We start from the raw sequence: 17,197 nt of genomic DNA, 5'->3' as shown, positions 1-17,197 counted from the left end.
GAGGGTCGCAGGAGTCGGTCGAAAAGAATTCGCTGAACCGGTCATCCCAACACGCTAACTGCCGTTCTGGGACGATGAGCAGGTGGAGCTCACCGTAGGCGTCGGCAGCGGCGCCACTGCGCTGGCCGGGGATGGGTTGGCCACCGCCGACATGGTGCTGAACATTGGCCCCCAGCACCCCTCCACCCACGGGGTCCTACGGCTACGCCTCGTCGTCGACGGCGAGCGGGTGGTCTCGGCCGAGCCGATCATCGGCTACATGCACCGCGGGGCCGAGAAGCTGTTCGAGGTCCGCGACTACCGGCAGATCCTCATGCTGGCCAACCGGCACGATTGGCTCTCCGCCTTCTCGAACGAGCTGGGTGTGGCGCTGGCCGTCGAGCGGATGATGGGCATCGAGGTGCCCGACCGCGCCACCTGGCTGCGCACGCTGCTCGCCGAGCTCAACCGCGTCCTCAACCACCTGATGTTCCTCGGCTCGTACCCGCTGGAGATCGGTGCGATCACGCCGATGTTCTACGCGTTCCGCGAGCGCGAAACGATCCAGGCGGTGATGGAGGAGGCCTCCGGCGGCCGGATGCACTACATGTTCAACCGGGTCGGTGGCGTCAAGGAGGAGGTTCCGGCCGGCTGGACGTCACGGGCCCGCCAGGCGGTGGCCGACGTCCGCCGCCGGATGGCCGACATCGAAAAGATCATCCGGACGAACGACATCTTCCTCGCGCGCACGGTGGGCATCGGTGTCCTGGAGAAGGACGTCGCCGCAGCTTACGGCGCAAGCGGGCCCGTTGCCCGCGCGTCCGGGCTCGACTTCGACCTGCGTCGCGACGAGCCGTACCTGGCCTACGGCGAGCTCACCGAGGTTCTCGAGGTCGTCACCCGCACCGCCGGGGACTGTCACGCCCGCTTCGAGATCCTGCTCGATCAGGTGCACGTCTCGCTGAACCTGGCGGACGCCTGCCTGGACCGGTTGAGCACGGTGGGTGGCCCGGTCAACGTCCGGCTGCCGAAGGTCGTGCGTGCTCCCGAGGGGCACACCTACGCGTGGACCGAGAACCCGCTCGGCATCAACGGCTACTACCTGGTCTCGCGCGGCGAGAAGACGCCGTGGCGGCTGAAGCTGCGCACCGCGTCCTACGCGAACGTGCAGGCGCTGGCGACGCTGCTCCCGGGCACGCTGCTGCCCGACCTGGTGGCGATCCTCGGTTCGATGTTCTTCGTCGTGGGCGACGTCGACAAGTAATCGTCTACCAGGACCGACTGCGCTCCCACGAAGAATGGGGACCGCTGTCCTCGTCGATCGACGCGTGCCGCGAGCGACGTGCGGGGGCCTCGTCGTCGGAACCGCCGGACGGAGCCTGCGGAAGGTGTTCCAGGCTCGGGAGTTCGAACTCCGCGGAGGGCTCGGCGACCGTTGAGTTCGGCCCCGAGCGGTCGGAGCCGCGCTGCCACTCCGGCGCGGGTGCGACGTCGGGAAGTTCGTCCCAGCGCTGCTTGGCGCCGAAGCCGTTGCCCGAGCCGAAGCCGGATCCGGCCGCGAAGCCGTTTCCGGACCCGAACGAGGGCTCGGAGAGCGACTGCCCACCGACCGAGTACGGCACATCGAAGACGTCACCGGTGATCGCGCCGGTGATCACCTGCGGGTCCTCGCTGTTGAAGCGCTGCGAGCCGGTGTCCCAGCCGTAGCTCCCGGAATCCCAGCTGTTGGTGTTCTCGCGCCAGGACGACCACTCGCTCGCCGAGCTGCGATCGCCGTCCCGCCGGTCGGCCTCGCGCGCCCCCTCGGCCTGCGCGCCCGCGCTCCGCGGGTCGGCGTTCCGGTGGTCGGCGTTGCGCGGATCCGCGTTGCGAGGATCAATGCTGCGGGAGTCGGCGTTGCGGGAGTCGGCATCGCGCCGATCCGACTCACCCCTGGCCGACTCCCTGCCGGACCGGGACGAACCGCCGGACCGGTCCCAGAACTCGCCGTAGTCGATCGTGCCGTGCTCGCCGGAGTTCTCCCGCGACCGGTCGTCGCCGCCCGCGGTGCGCGAGCCGTAGACGCCGGTGTCGATGCGCTGCGGCGTGTAGGCCGGCGGAGCGTCGTCGTAGTCGATCAGTTCGTACGCGGAGGAGTCCTCCTCCGGCGCCCGACGCCGACCACCGCTGCGCGGCTCGTTCGGCGTGTTACCGCCACCGGAGCCGTACGTGCTCGCCTGGTACGACTGGTAACGGCTGGCGCTGTCGTCCGCGTCGGGACGACGCCGCCCGTACTCCGTGCCGCCGCCGGAGCGCCGCGCCGACGCGGCCTGCTCGGCTTCCGCCGGCCGGCGGGGCCAGTTCCCGGGGTTGTCACCGGTGTCGGACGGATCAGCGGGCCGGGCGCTGCCGTAGGTGCCTGCCCCGTAGCGAATCGGTTCCTGCCGCTGACCGGCTCCGGCCTCACCCTCGGTGCTACCGAACCAGTCGTAACCCTGCTCGCCGGGTGCCCCGTCCGCCGGTGCGGTGATCGCCCGCATCGGGCGGTCACCGCGGCCGCGCGAGTCGACCGGATAGTCGTCCTCCCCGGCCGGTAAGGCACCGGTTAAGCGATTGAGCCGCGTGGACTCCGCACGCAGCACGCTGTCACGCCGGGTGGCCTCCAGCTCGCGGTGGACCCGCTCGAGCTCGCGGTGGACCGAGACCTCGACACCACGGCGCAGCGAGTCGATGTCGTTGCGCAGTTGGCTGACCTCGGTGCGCAGCTGCTCTTCGACGTCGTCCTTGACCATCGCGGCGTCGTCGCGGAGCACGACGCTCAAACCGATGATGACGACGGAGAACACCGCGAGCACCGCGGCAGCACGCAGCGGGCCGACGCCACTACCGAGGACCAGGAGCAATGCCGCAAGCGGAGCGATGGCGACGCCGACCCAGAACAGCTTGCCGACGTGTCGGCGGAACCCCGGGGTGGGTGCACTTTCGCTCTCCCCACGCTCCGGGGGCGGTAGATGAGGCGGCGGCATGTGATCGAGGTTAGCGAGTCGCTCGCCCGGCGTCCGAGTTCTGTGCGATTCGGAAGGCCCCTCGGCCGCCGTTTCGTCCTTCTTGTCGGAAGCGTTCAGGTCCACAGCGGATGGTTCGCCCGAGTTTGCCTCGTCGGTCGACGAGGGGGCACCGTCCGCAACCGGTCCGACCGGCTCCGATGACCGCGCACTCTGCGAATTCACATCGCCACGGTAACCCGACGAACCCACTACAGCGGTCCGTGGACGACGGTAAAAGTCACTATGCGTGATTAATAAGACCCGCCCTGCTGTTAACGACCTCGCAATCCACGCGCGATTCTGCCGTCGACAACTGTTTTAGTGACCGTCGCCACCCTGCGGCTCAGCCTCCAGCACTCAGCCACCCAACGGCATGACCCGATCCGCAGCGCGCGCGGCGAATTCCGCGTCCTTCGTGGTGACCAGAACGGCGCGGTCCGACCCGGCCTCCGGCCGGAGCATCCCGGCCAGCGCTGCCGCCTCCGTCGCGTCGAGGCCGGCCGTCGGGTCGTCCAGAACGAGCAGTTCCGGGCCGACGAGCAATGCACGCGCCAGCACCACTCGGTTGTGCAGCGACGCGGGCACCGCCGTGAGCTCCGCGTCCAAGTGGTCACCCAGGCCGAGCCTGGTGAGCGAGTCGCGCGCGTGCTCGCGTAACTCCTCGCCGCGAAGCCGCAGCTGGGCACCGCCCAGCAGCGCCACCCCGACGCCACCGCGCCGCCCAGCGGGGACCGCCGCGACCGGCGGCACTCCCGCGGCCCCGACGAGCACGTTCTCCACTACCGTGAGCCCGCCGTAGAGGCCGACGCCCTGCAGCGTCCTGGCCAGACCGCCGAGCGTCGTCAGCCGGTGGGGGCGCGGACGCAGCGCCGCACCGCGCCAGGTGATCTCACCGGCCTCCGGCCGGACGAACCCGCAGACGGTGTCGAAGAGCGTGGCACCCGCTCCCCCGACGACCACGACGACCTGTCCTGATTCGACGCTCAGCGTCAGGTCGTCCAACACGACGGACCGGCCGAGCCGCGCCCGTACGCCAGCCAACTGAAGTACCAGGGATGATGACGCCACTGCCATCCGGTCCCCCTCGCCGAGCGGACGATCGTCAGCTGCCGAGTATGTGGTAACCGTCACACCACTTGCAAGACATGCTCCGGTAACCAGTCGGGGTCAAACCGGACGTCGGCCCAGGCGCTCCATCACACGGGTCACAGCCAGTCCCAGGATGATCGCCGCACCCGAGATCACGGCTCCGAGCCACTTGTCGGCACCGACCAGATCGAGGTGCAACCGCACCAGCCCGAGCAGCGTCGCGGCCAGTACCACGCCGAAGATCCCACCCCGGCGGCCGTGCGCGCTCACGCCGCCGAGCAGCGCGACGCTGAAGCCCACCATCGCGAGTTCGGCCATCCCGGTGTATCCGCCTGCGCTGGTGCCACGGTTCGCGGCGTCCAGCAGGCCCGCGGACGCGGCCAGTGCACCCGATCCGGCGAGGGCGCCCGCCGCCGCGACCGACGCCACGAACCCGACGCGCTTCGCGGGGTCACCGGTCGGGCGGGACCGGCCGACGAACCGCCGGAACGAGGGCAGCGCGAGCAGGAGGCCGCCGAGCACCGAGATCCCGGCCGCGCCGATCAGCCACCACTCGGCCGACACGGAGACGTTCGGCGTCTCGCTGCCGACCGGGCGGGCGTCGTACCCGACCAACGCCGGGACGACCCCGGAGAGCACGCCCGCTACACCGAGGCTCACGGCCCAGCTCGGGACGCCGAACGCGGTGCTGATCAGCGCGATGACCAGACCGGCGCACGCACCTCCGGCCAGCGCCATCGCCAGCGCCTCGCCGAACGGGTGACCCTCGGCGCCGACCAGCCAGGCGTAGTCGGCACCGGCGGCGATCGCGATCGCTCCGATCGCGATGTTCGGCATACCGCCGCGCAGCGACAGGGCAGCCGCGCTGCCGAGCAGGATCGCTGTCGCGACCCACAGCATCAGCGCGGGCCCGGCGTCGCCGCTGAAGACCTGGTCGTCCTGTGCGAGGACAAGGAGCACCTCAGTGACGACCGCGGCCGCCAGCACGATCTCCCAGATCAGATGCGGCCACAACCGGTCCCGGACGGGCCGCTCGGGCGCAGCAGCCGACGGCCCGCCGAACGTCGGCGGCTCATACGACGGCGGGTCGTACGGCGGCTCTTGCGACGGCTCCGCCGCCGGCTCGTACGGCGGCACGGCTGACGGCGGCACCACCGGGACGCCGTACGGGGGCGTGTTTCCACCCAGCATCTGCGTGGGCGTGTCCTCCCCCGCGACCCGGAAGTCGTAGTCCGGCGAAGACTCTTCGTGCTGGCCGGGCAGCGTCAGCGTTCCGCCGTCCCGGTCGTCGATCCCCGGATCGTCCTTCTGCTGCTTTCGCACCGTCTACCTCCTCGGTCGCACTACTGCGCCCCGACCCCCGTCACCCCGAGAGTAGACGTCCCGTCCTATTCGGGGTGTTCAAGGAGATAGTCGATGAACGCGGCACGGATCAGCGGCTCGGAGTCGCCGTACTGGTGGCCGGTCAGCTCACGCCAGAGACCGACGGCCTCCTCGATCGTGCTGCCGACCGTCCCGAGGCTCTCGTCGTTCGACTCGGTCTCCCGCGCGCTCGGCAGCCGCTGGATCAGGTCCCAGAAGAAGCCGATGTCCCCGTGGCGACGCGCCCGGGAGAACGCGCGCTCGCGCAGCTCCTCGGTCGACAACGCATCCAGGGTGGCCAGGTCGCTCATGGATACATCCTTCGATCAGGACTCTTCGTCGTCAGGTGGATCCGGGATGCGGCACGACCGCTCCAACCAGAGAGCGGCGCCGACCAGCAGCACGGCAGCGATCAACCCACCGGTGCACTCCGGCAGGTCGTCAGCGGCGGCAGCCAACCGGTCCCGCTCGCTGAGCAGGAACAGCAGCAAGCCGGCGTAGAGCCCGACGAACAACGCGCCGCCGAGCGACGAGGCCTTCGCCAGCGCGGCGAACCGCGCCACGGCCAGCGGCTCGACCGGTCCGGCGCCTTCCTGCCGATCGATCCGGGCCCTCGTCGCGCGGGCGGCGATCAGCTCGAAGATCGCCAGCAGCGCCAGCGTCAGCGCCGGGAACCACGTGAACATCGGTAGGTCGCCGTAGAACCGATTGGCCAGCGCCCAGGCAGCCACACATGCGACCAGCACGACCAACGCGAGGCTGCCGGGCCGGGTCGGAGTCAACCGCGGGGTCGGCGTCGGCGGGCTGGGGGGCGGAGTCACTCCGGTTCACCTCTCCAAGCTCAGGTCATCGCGGCGGCGGACGGTACCCCGTTCATCATCCGGCAGTGCGTCGACGAGCTCACGGACCCCGCCGTGCCCGGCGAGGACCGCGTCGGGTTCGACCGCGAGCCAGGGCACCAGCACGAACGCGCGCTGCGACGCCAGCGGATGTGGCAACGTCAACGACGGGTCGTCCGAGAGCACCGGCGCACCGCGAACATCGTGCACCTGCACGACGTCCACATCGAGTGTGCGCGGACCCCACCGCACGTCCCGCACCCGACCGGCGGCCTGCTCGGCCTCCCGGACGAAAGACAGCCAGTCGGACGCGTCGCGGCCGTCGTCCTCGGCCACCACGATGGCGTTCAAGTAATCATCTTGGGGCACCGGTCCCCAGGGATCGGTCTCGTAAACCGGTGAGACGCGTGCGCCGGGGAGTGCGGCGATCACTCCGGCCAGATTCGCCAATCGGTCGCCCAGATTGGACCCGATCGAGAGAACCGCGCTCGTCATCGTGACCGCCGGATGGTGACCGCCACGTCGGCGAAGTCCAGCGGGATCGGGGCTTTGGGCTTGTGGACTGTCACCTCTGCCGCGGAGACCCGGGGGTCGTCCAGGCAGACGTCGGCGAGCCGCGCGACGAGCTTCTCCAGCAGGTTCACCGGCTCACCCGTGACGACTTCCGCCAGCCGCGAGGCCAGCTCGCCGTAGTGCACCGTGTCGGTGACGTCGTCGGTCTCGGCCGCCTTGCGCGTGTCGAGCTCCAGGACGACGTCGACGACGAACGGCTGTCCGTCGCGGCGCTCGAAGTCGAAGACACCGTGGTAGCCGGTCAGCGTGAGCCCGCTCAGCACGATCCGGTCAGGGGTCACTGCCCGGCCTTCCGGTACGCGTCGAGCACGGAGATCGCGTCCACGCTCGCCCGAACTTCGTGCACGCGCACACCCCAGGCGCCCGCTTGCGCGGAGAGCACGGTGATCGCCAGCGTGGCGTCCTCGCGCTCGTCGACCGGACGGGGCTTGCCCTCGTCGTCGGCCAGCAGGCGGCCCAGGAACGACTTGCGGCTCGCGCCGATCAGCACCGGGAAACCGAGAGCCTGCAGCACGTCGAGGCGGGCCAGCAGCTCCCAGTTGTGGACGCCGGTCTTCGCGAAGCCCAACCCGGGGTCGAGGATCAGCGACTCCGGCCGCACCCCGGCCGCCACCGCCGCTTCGACCCGCGCCGAGAGCTCGTCCCGCACCTCGGTGACGACGTCGTGGTACTGGGCCAGCGACTGCATCCGCCGGCTGTGCCCGCGCCAGTGCATCAGGATCCACGGGCAGCCGGCGTCGGCGACGACGGCACCCATCCCTACGTCGGCCAGACCGCCGGAGACGTCGTTGACGACGGTCGCGCCGGCCTTCAGCGAGGCCTCCGCCACCGCCGCGCGGGTCGTGTCGATGCTGACGGCGACGCCCGCCGAAGCGAGCTCGCGGATCACCGGCACGACCCGTTCGATCTCGACGTCGGCGTCGACCCGCTCGGCACCGGGCCGGGTGGACTCACCCCCGACGTCGATCAGGTCGGCGCCCTGGGCGACGAGTTCGAACGCGTGCGAGATCGCATTGTCGAGGTTCTCGTAACGCCCGCCGTCGGAGAACGAGTCGGGCGTCACGTTGAGGACGCCCATCACGCGGCAACGGTCTGGTGCGTTCACCGACCTGATCCGAGGATCAGACTCATCGCTTCGGCTCGCGCCGCCTGGGAGCGCTGGAACCAGCCCCGGACCGCCGACGTCACGGTGCGGGCACCGGGCTTGCGAATGCCGCGCATCGACATGCACAGGTGCTCGCACTCCACGACGACGATGACGCCGCGCGCCTGGAGCTGGGTCATCAGCGTGTCGGCGATCTGCGACGTCAGCCGCTCCTGCACCTGCGGACGGCGGGCGTAGGCCTCGACCAGCCGCGCGAGCTTCGACAGCCCGGTGATGCGGCCGTCCTCACCCGGGATGTAACCGACGTGCGCGACGCCGTGGAACGGCACCAGGTGGTGCTCGCAGGTCGAGTAGAGCTCGATGTCCTTGACCAGGACGAGCTCCTCGTGGTCTTCCTCGAAGACCGTCGTGAGCACCGTCGACGGGTCGACGCGCAGACCGGAGAAGATCTCCGCGTAGGCGCGCGCGACCCGGGCCGGCGTCTCCCGGAGCCCCTCGCGGTCGGGGTCTTCCCCGATCGCGGCGAGGATCTCCCGGACGGCCCGCTGGATCCGCGGCAGATCGACGGCGTCTTCCGCCGAAGTGCCACCTTCACCAGCGGGCGTCAGCGCGTCGGACGCGACCGCTTCGGTGCTCAGCGCAGATCTCCCTGCCCCGACGGGCCGGAATGGCCCGTTCCCGGCCAGCCGGCCTGTCCTGGAGTGGGCGGACCGCCGAGCGTGTCGCTCTGCGGCGGCAGCGGGTCGCGGAGCGGGTCACCCGGGGCCTGCACCGATGCGTCACTGCCGGGGTTGATCGTCACTCCGGGCTGGTCGTTCTCCGGAGCGGCGTGAGCCCCACCGTTGGTGCGCAGACCGTTGGCACCGTTCGCCAGCCGCGCGGTCGCCTCGTCGGCGGCCTTCTTCTGCAGCTCGGCGACCTCGGCAGCGGTCATGACCGGCGGCTTGTCGCTGGGCGCCCGCTTGCCGAAGCCGTTGAACGGCGACATCGGCGGCCGCTTCTGCACCCGCTCGCAGATCCGGGCCATGTCGTCCTTGCTCAGCGTCTCCTTCTCCAGGAGCTCGAGCACCATCGCATCGAGGACGTCGCGGTACTCGCTCAGGATCTCGTACGCCTCGTCGTGGGCGAGTTCGATCAGAGCGCGGACCTCGCCGTCGATCTCAGCGGCGATCGAGTCGGAGTAGTCACGCTGGTGGCCCATGTCCCGGCCGAGGAACGGCTCGGAGTCGCTGGTGCCGTACTTGATCGCCCCGAGTTTGGCGCTCATGCCGTACTCGGTGACCATCGCGCGGGCCATGCCGGTGGCCTTCTCGATGTCGTTGCCGGCACCGGTGGTGGGCTCGTGGTAGACGAGCTCCTCCGCGGCCCGACCGCCGAGCGCGTACGCCAGCGTGTCGATCATTTCCGACCGCGTCTGGGTGTACTTGTCTTCGGTCGGCAGGATCAGCGTGTGGCCCAGCGAGCGGCCACGCGGCACGATCGTCAGCTTGTGCACCGGCGCGGAGTGGGGCAACGCCCAGGCCACGAGCGCGTGACCGCCCTCGTGGTAGGCGGTGACCTTGAGTTCCTTCGCGCTCATCGCCCGGGTCTTGCGCTCCGGACCGGCGATCACGCGGTCGATCGCCTCTTCGAGGAACTCGTTGGTGATCGCCTTCTTGTCCATCCGGGCCGTGAGCAGCGCGGCCTCGTTGATGACGTTCGCCAGGTCGGCGCCGGTGAAGCCCGGCGTCCGGCGGGCGATCGTGTCGAGGTCGACGTCGGGCGAGAACGGCTTGCCCTTGGCGTGCACCCGCAGGACGGCCTTGCGACCCTCCAGGTCGGGACGGTCGACAGCGATCTGCCGGTCGAACCGGCCGGGACGCAGCAGCGCCGGGTCGAGGATGTCGGGCCGGTTCGTCGCGGCGATCATGATGATGCCGCCCTTGACGTCGAAGCCGTCCATCTCGACGAGCATCTGGTTCAGCGTCTGCTCGCGCTCGTCGTGGCCACCGCCGAGGCCGGCGCCACGGTGGCGGCCGACCGCGTCGATCTCATCGACGAAGATGATCGCGGGCGCGTTCTGCTTGGCCTGCTCGAACAGGTCGCGGACGCGGCTCGCGCCGACACCGACGAACATCTCGACGAAGTCGGAACCGGAGATCGAGTAGAACGGCACCCCGGCCTCACCGGCGACGGCACGGGCCAGCAGCGTCTTACCGGTACCGGGCGGGCCGTAGAGCAGGACGCCCTTCGGGATCTTCGCGCCGATCGCCTGGAACTTGGCCGGGTTCTGCAGGAATTCCTTGATCTCGTGGAGTTCCTCGATGGCCTCGTCCGCGCCGGCGACGTCAGCGAACGTCGTCTTCGGGGTGTCCTTGCTGACCAGCTTCGCCTTCGACTTGCCGAAGTTCATGACTCGGCTACCGCCACCCTGCATCTGGCTCATGAAGAGGAAGAGCAGGACGACGACCACCAGGATCGGCAGCACGGTGATCAGCAGCGTCACGAAGATCGACTCTTGCGTGACCTTCGTATTGAAGGACGGACCGCCGTTGGCCTCGGACTTCTCCGAGAGAAGCGTGAACACGTCGTCAGCGGACTGCGACGGGAACGACGCCTCGACCTTCTTGTCGCCGTGGTAGTCGTTCTTCAGTTCCAGGCGAAGGATCTGTTCCTTGTCCTGGAGCTCGGCTTTGTTGTAGTTGCCCTCGCGCACCTGTGCCAGTGCGACCGATGTATCGACCTTCTTGTAGTCGCCATCGCCGGTGAACAGTGAGCCCAACAGGAGCGCGACCAGGATCATCAGGATGATCCAGACCAGGGGCCTGCGGATGAAGCGGGTACGTTCCATGCTGCGTGCGGGGTGCTCCGAAAAGCAGAGTCCCGGCCCCTCCCGATTCTCAGGCTATTAGGCGCGTGTCGGTGTGCACTTCAGGTGGTTCGACGGGCGTAATACTCGTTGCTCACCCGGTCTGCACTGGGTGACCCGTATCTACGGAGGGTACTCCGCAGCCACCGGTGGTGCAGGTGGCTGGTAGCCGCCTCCGGGACAACGGGTGAACCCCTGTGACCGTTCCCCTCTCCGATCAGGCAGCGCCGTAAACCTCGGGCTTCAATACCCCGACAAAAGGCAATCCGCGGTACTGCTCGTCGTAGTCGAGGCCATAGCCGACGACGAATTCGTTGGGAATGTCGAATCCGACGTGCGCGACCTCGACCGGAACCTTGATCGCGTCGGGTTTGCGGAGCAGCGCGACCACGCGGACCGAGGCCGGGTTGCGGCTGGCCAGGTTGCGCAGCAGCCAGGAGAGTGTCAGCCCCGAGTCGATGATGTCCTCGACCACGAGGACGTGCCGTCCGGCGATGTCACGGTCGAGGTCCTTCAGGATCCGCACCACGCCGGACGACGTGGTGGAGGAGCCGTACGAGGACACCGCCATGAACTCGACCTCGACGGGGTGCCGTAGCGCGCGGGCGAAGTCGGCCATGAACACGAACGCACCCTTGAGCACGCCGACCAGCAGGAGCGGGCTGTCGGTGTCGGCCTGGTAGTCGGCCTCGACCTTCCGGGCCAGCTCAGCGATCTTTTCCTGGATGTCGGCGGCCGAGACCACCACCCGCTCGATGTCGCCCGCGTACGGGCCGTCTAGCTCTGGGCTCGTCACCCCACGCACCCTACGGAACCCTTTGGTGGGCGGGCCGCCCAGGGCGACGCAAACGCGCCTGGCGGCGCTCAAATGCGGCGCAAGACGCCACTGCTGCGCAGCACCCGAATACCCGTGGGCAGGTGCGCCGGTCCTTGCCCGCGCCAGCGCGTGACCAGCGCGTCCAAGGCTTCCACGTGGGTGGCGGCCAGCGTTCCGGGCGGGGCGCCCAGCTCGATCGCCCACCGGCGGAGCACTCGCCCGCGCAGCGCGGGGTGAGCGCCGGCCAGGATCTCGACGTCGAGCCCACCGTTGGCAACAGCCTGGGCGAGGAGATCGGTGGACAGGGCGTCGAGGAGGTCGGCGTCGGCTCGGAGGAGGGCGGCGCTGCGGGCGAGGCCGGCGATCAGGCCACCGCCGGCGGCCTCCTCGAGGGACGGGAGCAGCGCCCGCACCCGCGACCGGGCGTACGCCGGATCGACGTTGTGCGGATCCCGCCAGACCGGGTGGTCCTCCACCGCCCCGTGCACCACTTGCCGGGGCAACCCCAGCAACGGACGCCGGTACATGCCCCGAACCGGCGCCATCCCGGCCGCCGACCGCGCCCCCGAGCCCCGGGCGAGCCCGAGCAGCACGGTCTCGGCCTGGTCGTCGGCGGTGTGCCCGAGCAGCACCGCCTCGGCCCCGTGCTGCGACGCACAAGCGTCGAGAGCCTCGTACCGCGCGGACCGCGCGGCAGCTTCCGGCCCACCATGGGCGCCAACTGAAACCTGCACCACCACCGACGGCTCGAGCCCGAGCTTCGTACCCCAGGCGGTCACATCGGCCGCCCGCTCGAAAGAGCCTTCCTGCAACCCGTGGTCGACGGTCACCAACCCGGCACGGAGCCCCTCCCGAGGCGCCTCGAACGCCGTAGCCGCGGCCAGCGCCACGGAATCGGGACCCCCCGAGCACGCCACCAGCACCAACGCCCCGGCCGGCAGGTCCCGAAGCGAAGCCCGGACCGCCACCCGGACCGCGGCGACCGCGGGCGGCGGACCGACCATCGAGCTAGTTCACGGCCACGGTCGGGCCTACGACCCGAGCGACCCAGGCGTCCGGGTCGTTGATCTCCGACGAGCGCGGCAGCGTGTCCGGTGACGTCCAGATCAGGTTGAAGCCGCCCATGCCGACCCGCTCGACCACCTCGGCCACGAACTTCCGGCCCTCGGCGTACTGGCGCATCTTCACCTCGATGCCGAGCAGCCGCCGGAGCAGCTTGTCGAGCGGGTTGCGCGCCGCCCGACGCTGGTTGAACCGGGCCCGGATGCTCTCCACGGTCGGCACCACGTCGGGCCCCACGCCGTCCATCACGAACTCGGCGTGGCCCTCGACCAGCGTCATCAGCGCGGTGAGACGGTCGACGACCGCCCGCTGCGCCGGCGTCTGCACGAGGTCGAGCACCGACGCCTTCGAGTCCGGGTTCCGCACCGCGTCGGCGAGCGCCGAGATGCCGTTGCGGACGCGATCCGCGAGCGCGTCGGGGTCGAGGTCGGTGGCGTCGACGAACGCGTTCACCTCGGACAGGAAGTGGTCACGCAGCCAGGGCACGGCAGTGAACTGGGTGCGGTGGGTGACCTCGTGCAGGCACACCCAGAGGCGGAAGTCGGTGGGGTCGACGCCGAGCTTGCGCTCGATCTCGACGACGTTCGGTGCGACCAGCAGGAGCCGCCCGGGCGCACCGGAGAACACCTCGTACTGGCCCAGCACCTTGCTGGAGAAGAAACCGAGGATCGTGCCGACCTGGACGCCGGTGGCCTTCTGCCCGACGACCTTCACAGCGGTACCGACCGGTCCGAACGTCGCCGGCTTCGGCGGACTGGCGGCCTGCAGCTTCTCGATGACCGGGTCCATCACGACCTGCAGGCCCTCGACGTTCGACCGCACCCAGTCGGAGCGGTCGACGACCTGCACGGGCGGATGATCGACCGCAGCCGACAGCCCGGTGTAGGCGCCGACGTGCTCTTCGGCGACATCGGTCAGGCGTCGTAGCTCGAGAACCACGTCGGCTGCTTCGGTGACGCTCACCCGCGGGCCACCACCGGTCAGCGTCGCGGCGGTGGAGACCGCCAGATCCCAGTCCACCATCTGCGTCATCTCTTCACGGTACGGGTGAATCGCACGTACCGCCCAACGGTCAGCGGCAGCCGCACTTGGCCAGGGTCGCCGCGATCTGGTCGAGCGCCGCCTCGGCGCTGTCCCCGCCGCCGTCCGGCACACCGTTCGCCACCGCGGCGAACGTCAGGATGCGGCCGTCGAGCGTGACCGTCATCCCGGCCAGCGAGCTCACTCCGGACAGCGTCCCGGTCTTTGCCCGCACCAGTCCGACCCCCGCCGACGCCGAATCGCCGCCGAAGCGGTCGGCGAGCGTGCCGCTGTAGGAGGCCACCGGAAGCCCGGCCAGCAGCGTGCGCAACTGGGGGTGACCGTTCCCCACGGCCTTGGCCAGCAGTGACGTGAGCAGGTTCGGGGTGAGCCGGTTCAGCCGGGAGAGACCGCTGCCGTCGCGCAGCCCGTACCCGGCCGTGTCGATGCCGGCTTCGTCGAGCACTGCTTTCCGGGCCTGGGTGCCGCCGTCGAACGTCGCCGGGAGGCCCTTTTTGACGGCGGTCAGGCGCAGCATCGACTCGGCGATGACGTTGTCGGACTCGGTGAGCATCGCGTCGACGATGTGCGAGAGCGGCGGTGACTTCAACTCGCCGAGCTGCTCGGCGCCGTCCGCGGCCCTGCCCTCGACGACCTCCGCACCGCCGGCGCCGATCAACTGGGCGAACCGCTGGCCGACGAACTTGTCCGGGGCCGCGGCACGCTGACCCTCGTGGTCAGCGGTCGGCTCCACCCGCCCGCCGTCCGCGGTGAGCGCGTTCACCGGCGCCGAGTAGTTGTCCGAGATGATGTCGCTGTCCCACCCGGGAGCGGCCGCAGGTCCGCTGAACAGCGTGCTGTCGACGACGATCCGAGTGACCGGGGCGCCCTTCAGCGCGGCTTTGACGTCCTTGGCGAGCACGTCGAGCCGTGCTGACCCTGGGTAACTCATCTCCTTACCGAACGCGAGCGTCGGATCGCCGCCGCCGACGATCACGATCTCACTCTCCGTAGCGCCCTTGACCACTTTCGTGGTCAACCGGTGCGCCGGTCCGTAAGCCAGGAGCACCCCGGCTGCGGTGACGGTCTTTGTCGTCGAGGCCGGAGTGACCGGTGTGTCAGCATTTCTGCTGAACAGAGTGGTCCCATTTTCGGCGTCGCGCACGGACACGGCTACGCTGGAACCGAGACGGGGGTCAGTGAGCAGGGCGGACAGCGCAGTCGCCAGTCCGGCCTCGGTAGGCGGCTCCGCGGAGTCGTCGTCAGGGGTCAAAACCGCTGGTGGATCGGTGAATACCGGTCCAGCGGCAACGGCGGGGACGAGTACCCCGTCCCGCCCGCCGTTCACCTCGCTCGCACCACCGCGAACGAACCACAGCAGGTCTGCCACCAGCACGGCGGCGAGGACCCAGCAGAGGGTGAGCCACAGCACAGAGTGGCGGCCGATCCGCATATCCTCCCCAAGGACTGGTTCCCGACCTGCGAGACACTAGTCGCAATCAGTGCCCGACCCGGTGAGGAGCCCATCCCGTGGAGTTCGACGTCACGATCGAGATCCCGAAGGGTCAGCGAAACAAGTACGAGGTCGACCACGAGACCGGGCGTATCCGTCTGGACCGGATTCTCTTCACGGCGACTCAGTACCCCGCCGACTACGGGTTCATCGAGGAGACGCTCGGCCAGGACGGCGACCCGCTGGACGCGCTCGTCCTGCTGCAGGAGCCGACGTTCCCCGGCTGCCTGATCCGCGCCCGCGCAATCGGCATGTTCCGGATGAAGGACGAGAAGGGCCCAGACGACAAGGTCCTCTGCGTCCACGCGAACGACCCGCGCCAGGAGCACCTGCGCGACATCCACCACCTGCCGGAGTTCGACCGGCTCGAGATCCAGCACTTCTTCACGGTGTACAAGGACCTCGAGCCCGGTAAGTCCGTCGAAGGTGCGCAGTGGGTGGGGCGTGCCGAGGCCGAGCGCGAGATCGAGCTGTCCCGCAAGCGCGCGGCCGACGCCGGTCACGACGCCTTCACGGGCACCGGAGACGAGCACCCGCCGTCGGAGTAAGCCTTACCCCGCTGCGCGCGGGAGGGCGTTCGCGGGATGATGCCTCGGTGACCGCTTTCGACGCTGTACGACCTGCCGGTGATGACGAGCTGGCAGGCCTCGCGGAGGTCGAGAAGGCCTCCGAGGCCCCCTTCACCGAGGCGGGCATCACGATGCCCGCCGACTACGTCTCCGCGGACGAGCTGCGCAAATGCGCTGTCGTCCTGGTTGCTCCCGGCCCGTCGGGTGCGCCGGTCGGATTCGCGGCGATCGACGCCGTGGACGGCGCGGCGCACCTGTCGCAGTTATCGGTCGACGCTGCGTTCGGCCGCCAAGGTCTGGGTCGCGGGTTGCTCGCCGCGGTGATCGGCTGGGCCCGCCGCGGTGGGTTCCCCGCCGTCACGTTGACGACGTTCCGCGACATCCCGTGGAACGGCCCGTTCTACCGGCGGTACGGCTTCGTCGATCTGGACGAGGCCGACCTCACCCCGGGCCTGCGCGAAACCCGCGAACACGAAATCGCCATGGGCCTGGACGCGCTCGCGCCCCGCTGTGCCATGCGCCGCCCACTGCGGGCGTAACGCGAAGCGGTCCCGTTCCGGCGAGCTGTGGCACGCCCGAACGGGACCGCTTCGAGAGTGGCCCCGTTCGGGCGAGCCATCGCACGCCGGAACGGGACCAGTCGGTCAGACGCGGAAGGTACCGCCGCCGTCGACCGTCAGCACCGCGCCCGTGGTCCAGGAACTGGCGTCGCTGGCCAGGAACAGGGCGGCGTTGGCGATGTCGGTCGGCTGGCCGAGGCGCTGGAGGGGCCAGGGGTACTTGGCGTCGTCACCGGCGCCTTCCCACAGCGCCCGCGCGAACTCCGTCTTCACCAGGCCGGGCGCCAGCACGTTCACCCGGACGTTCGGCCCCACCTCGGTCGCGAGCTGCTGCGACAGGAACACCAGCGCCGACTTCGTGACTCCGTAGATGGCGAGCGGCCCACCCGGCCGCAACCCGTCGATGCTCGAGATGTTGATGACCGAGCCGCCGTGCTCCTTCATCCACCCGCGGTACGCGGCCTGCGTCCACAGGAGCGGACCCCGCAGGTTGACCTCGAACGTCTTGTCCCAGGCCCGGATCTCCGCGTCGATGACCGGTCCCATGTACGGGTTCGTCGCCGCGTTGTTGACCAGGACGTCCAACCGGCCGAACTTCGAAATCGTCTCGGCGACGACGCGCTCGGCGTCCTCTGCCTTGCCGGCGTGGGCGGCGATCGCGTGCACATCACCGCCGATTTCCTCGACTGCCTCCGCCAACCCCTCGGGCTTGCGCGCCGTGATGACGACCTTCGCCCCGGCGTCGGCGTAGGTCTTGGCGATCGCGGCGCCGATGCCGCGCGAGGCGCCGGTGACGACGGCCACGCGCCCTTCCAGGTTGATGTCCACGTACTGG

18 protein-coding genes are annotated in these 17,197 nt (G+C 69.8%); 3 read left to right on the top strand and 15 right to left on the bottom strand.

Going from position 1 to position 17,197, the window contains the following annotated elements:
* The first annotated feature begins 82 nt into the window (after positions 1 to 82).
* The gene (locus ACGFY5_RS01475) at positions 83 to 1,243 is read left to right on the top strand and encodes an NADH-quinone oxidoreductase subunit D (RefSeq protein WP_392716103.1); all 1,161 of its coding nucleotides are present in this window, start codon (positions 83 to 85) and stop codon (positions 1,241 to 1,243) included.
* Positions 1,244 to 1,247: 4 nt separating this feature from the next.
* Here ACGFY5_RS01475 and ACGFY5_RS01470 read toward each other — a convergent pair whose 3' ends face one another.
* From ACGFY5_RS01470 to dacB, 14 genes are all read right to left on the bottom strand, one after another.
* The gene (locus ACGFY5_RS01470; protein ID WP_392716101.1) at positions 1,248 to 2,984 is read right to left on the bottom strand and encodes a hypothetical protein; all 1,737 of its coding nucleotides are present in this window, start codon (positions 2,982 to 2,984) and stop codon (positions 1,248 to 1,250) included.
* A 378-nt stretch (positions 2,985 to 3,362) separates the two neighbouring features.
* Positions 3,363 to 4,046, bottom strand: coding sequence for an ATP-binding cassette domain-containing protein (locus ACGFY5_RS01465; protein WP_392716099.1), 684 nt, complete (start codon positions 4,044 to 4,046; stop codon positions 3,363 to 3,365).
* 126 nt (positions 4,047 to 4,172) lie between these two features.
* On the bottom strand, positions 4,173 to 5,417 hold the full coding sequence (locus tag ACGFY5_RS01460) for an ABC transporter permease (protein ID WP_392716097.1): 1,245 nt from the start codon (positions 5,415 to 5,417) through the stop codon (positions 4,173 to 4,175).
* A gap of 65 nt (positions 5,418 to 5,482) precedes the next feature.
* The gene (locus ACGFY5_RS01455) at positions 5,483 to 5,767 is read right to left on the bottom strand and encodes a hypothetical protein (protein WP_392716095.1); all 285 of its coding nucleotides are present in this window, start codon (positions 5,765 to 5,767) and stop codon (positions 5,483 to 5,485) included.
* A 15-nt stretch (positions 5,768 to 5,782) separates the two neighbouring features.
* Entirely contained in the window at positions 5,783 to 6,277 is a 495-nt protein-coding gene (locus ACGFY5_RS01450) for a DUF3180 domain-containing protein (RefSeq protein WP_392716093.1), read from the bottom strand.
* A gap of 6 nt (positions 6,278 to 6,283) precedes the next feature.
* Complete coding sequence (gene folK, locus ACGFY5_RS01445; protein ID WP_392716091.1) at positions 6,284 to 6,790, bottom strand: 2-amino-4-hydroxy-6-hydroxymethyldihydropteridine diphosphokinase; 507 nt, start codon at positions 6,788 to 6,790, stop codon at positions 6,284 to 6,286.
* Positions 6,787 to 7,149, bottom strand: a complete 363-nt coding sequence (gene folB / locus ACGFY5_RS01440) for a dihydroneopterin aldolase (RefSeq protein WP_392716089.1) — start codon at positions 7,147 to 7,149, stop codon at positions 6,787 to 6,789. Before folB ends, folK begins: the two co-directional genes overlap by 4 nt.
* Complete coding sequence (gene folP / locus ACGFY5_RS01435) at positions 7,146 to 7,946, bottom strand: dihydropteroate synthase (RefSeq protein WP_392718603.1); 801 nt, start codon at positions 7,944 to 7,946, stop codon at positions 7,146 to 7,148. The genes folB and folP overlap by 4 nt, the downstream gene beginning before the upstream one ends.
* Positions 7,947 to 7,969: 23 nt before the next feature.
* Positions 7,970 to 8,581, bottom strand: coding sequence for a GTP cyclohydrolase I FolE (folE, locus tag ACGFY5_RS01430; protein ID WP_392718601.1), 612 nt, complete (start codon positions 8,579 to 8,581; stop codon positions 7,970 to 7,972).
* Positions 8,582 to 8,607: 26 nt separating this feature from the next.
* Positions 8,608 to 10,803, bottom strand: a complete 2,196-nt coding sequence (ftsH, locus tag ACGFY5_RS01425; RefSeq protein WP_392716087.1) for an ATP-dependent zinc metalloprotease FtsH — start codon at positions 10,801 to 10,803, stop codon at positions 8,608 to 8,610.
* 235 nt (positions 10,804 to 11,038) lie between these two features.
* Positions 11,039 to 11,617, bottom strand: coding sequence for a hypoxanthine phosphoribosyltransferase (gene hpt, locus ACGFY5_RS01420; RefSeq protein ID WP_392716085.1), 579 nt, complete (start codon positions 11,615 to 11,617; stop codon positions 11,039 to 11,041).
* A gap of 68 nt (positions 11,618 to 11,685) precedes the next feature.
* Entirely contained in the window at positions 11,686 to 12,642 is a 957-nt protein-coding gene (tilS, locus tag ACGFY5_RS01415) for a tRNA lysidine(34) synthetase TilS (protein WP_392716083.1), read from the bottom strand.
* A gap of 4 nt (positions 12,643 to 12,646) precedes the next feature.
* Positions 12,647 to 13,732, bottom strand: coding sequence for a zinc-dependent metalloprotease (locus tag ACGFY5_RS01410; protein ID WP_392716081.1), 1,086 nt, complete (start codon positions 13,730 to 13,732; stop codon positions 12,647 to 12,649).
* Positions 13,733 to 13,772: 40 nt separating this feature from the next.
* Positions 13,773 to 15,173: a D-alanyl-D-alanine carboxypeptidase/D-alanyl-D-alanine-endopeptidase gene (dacB, locus tag ACGFY5_RS01405; RefSeq protein ID WP_392716079.1), complete on the bottom strand. Its 1,401-nt coding sequence runs from the start codon at positions 15,171 to 15,173 to the stop codon at positions 13,773 to 13,775.
* Positions 15,174 to 15,250: 77 nt separating this feature from the next.
* Between dacB and ACGFY5_RS01400 the strand changes: the two genes are divergently transcribed.
* Both ACGFY5_RS01400 and ACGFY5_RS01395 read left to right on the top strand, forming a co-directional pair.
* Positions 15,251 to 15,781, top strand: a complete 531-nt coding sequence (locus tag ACGFY5_RS01400; RefSeq protein ID WP_051569607.1) for an inorganic diphosphatase — start codon at positions 15,251 to 15,253, stop codon at positions 15,779 to 15,781.
* Positions 15,782 to 15,828: 47 nt separating this feature from the next.
* A complete protein-coding gene (locus tag ACGFY5_RS01395; protein WP_392716076.1) occupies positions 15,829 to 16,341 on the top strand; it encodes a GNAT family N-acetyltransferase in 513 nt (170 codons plus the stop codon).
* 105 nt (positions 16,342 to 16,446) lie between these two features.
* On the opposite strand, the gene ACGFY5_RS01390 is transcribed toward ACGFY5_RS01395, so the two are convergent.
* The gene (locus tag ACGFY5_RS01390) at positions 16,447 to 17,190 is read right to left on the bottom strand and encodes an SDR family oxidoreductase (RefSeq protein ID WP_392716074.1); all 744 of its coding nucleotides are present in this window, start codon (positions 17,188 to 17,190) and stop codon (positions 16,447 to 16,449) included.
* Between the last annotated feature and the right edge of the window lie 7 nt (positions 17,191 to 17,197).

It is taken from the genome of Cryptosporangium sp. NPDC048952 (assembly GCF_043197895.1).
Taxonomy (GTDB): Bacteria; Actinomycetota; Actinomycetes; order Mycobacteriales; family Cryptosporangiaceae; genus Cryptosporangium.
The sequence above is the reverse complement of the archived record's forward strand: the minus strand, read 5'-3'. Positions and strand labels throughout refer to the sequence as shown.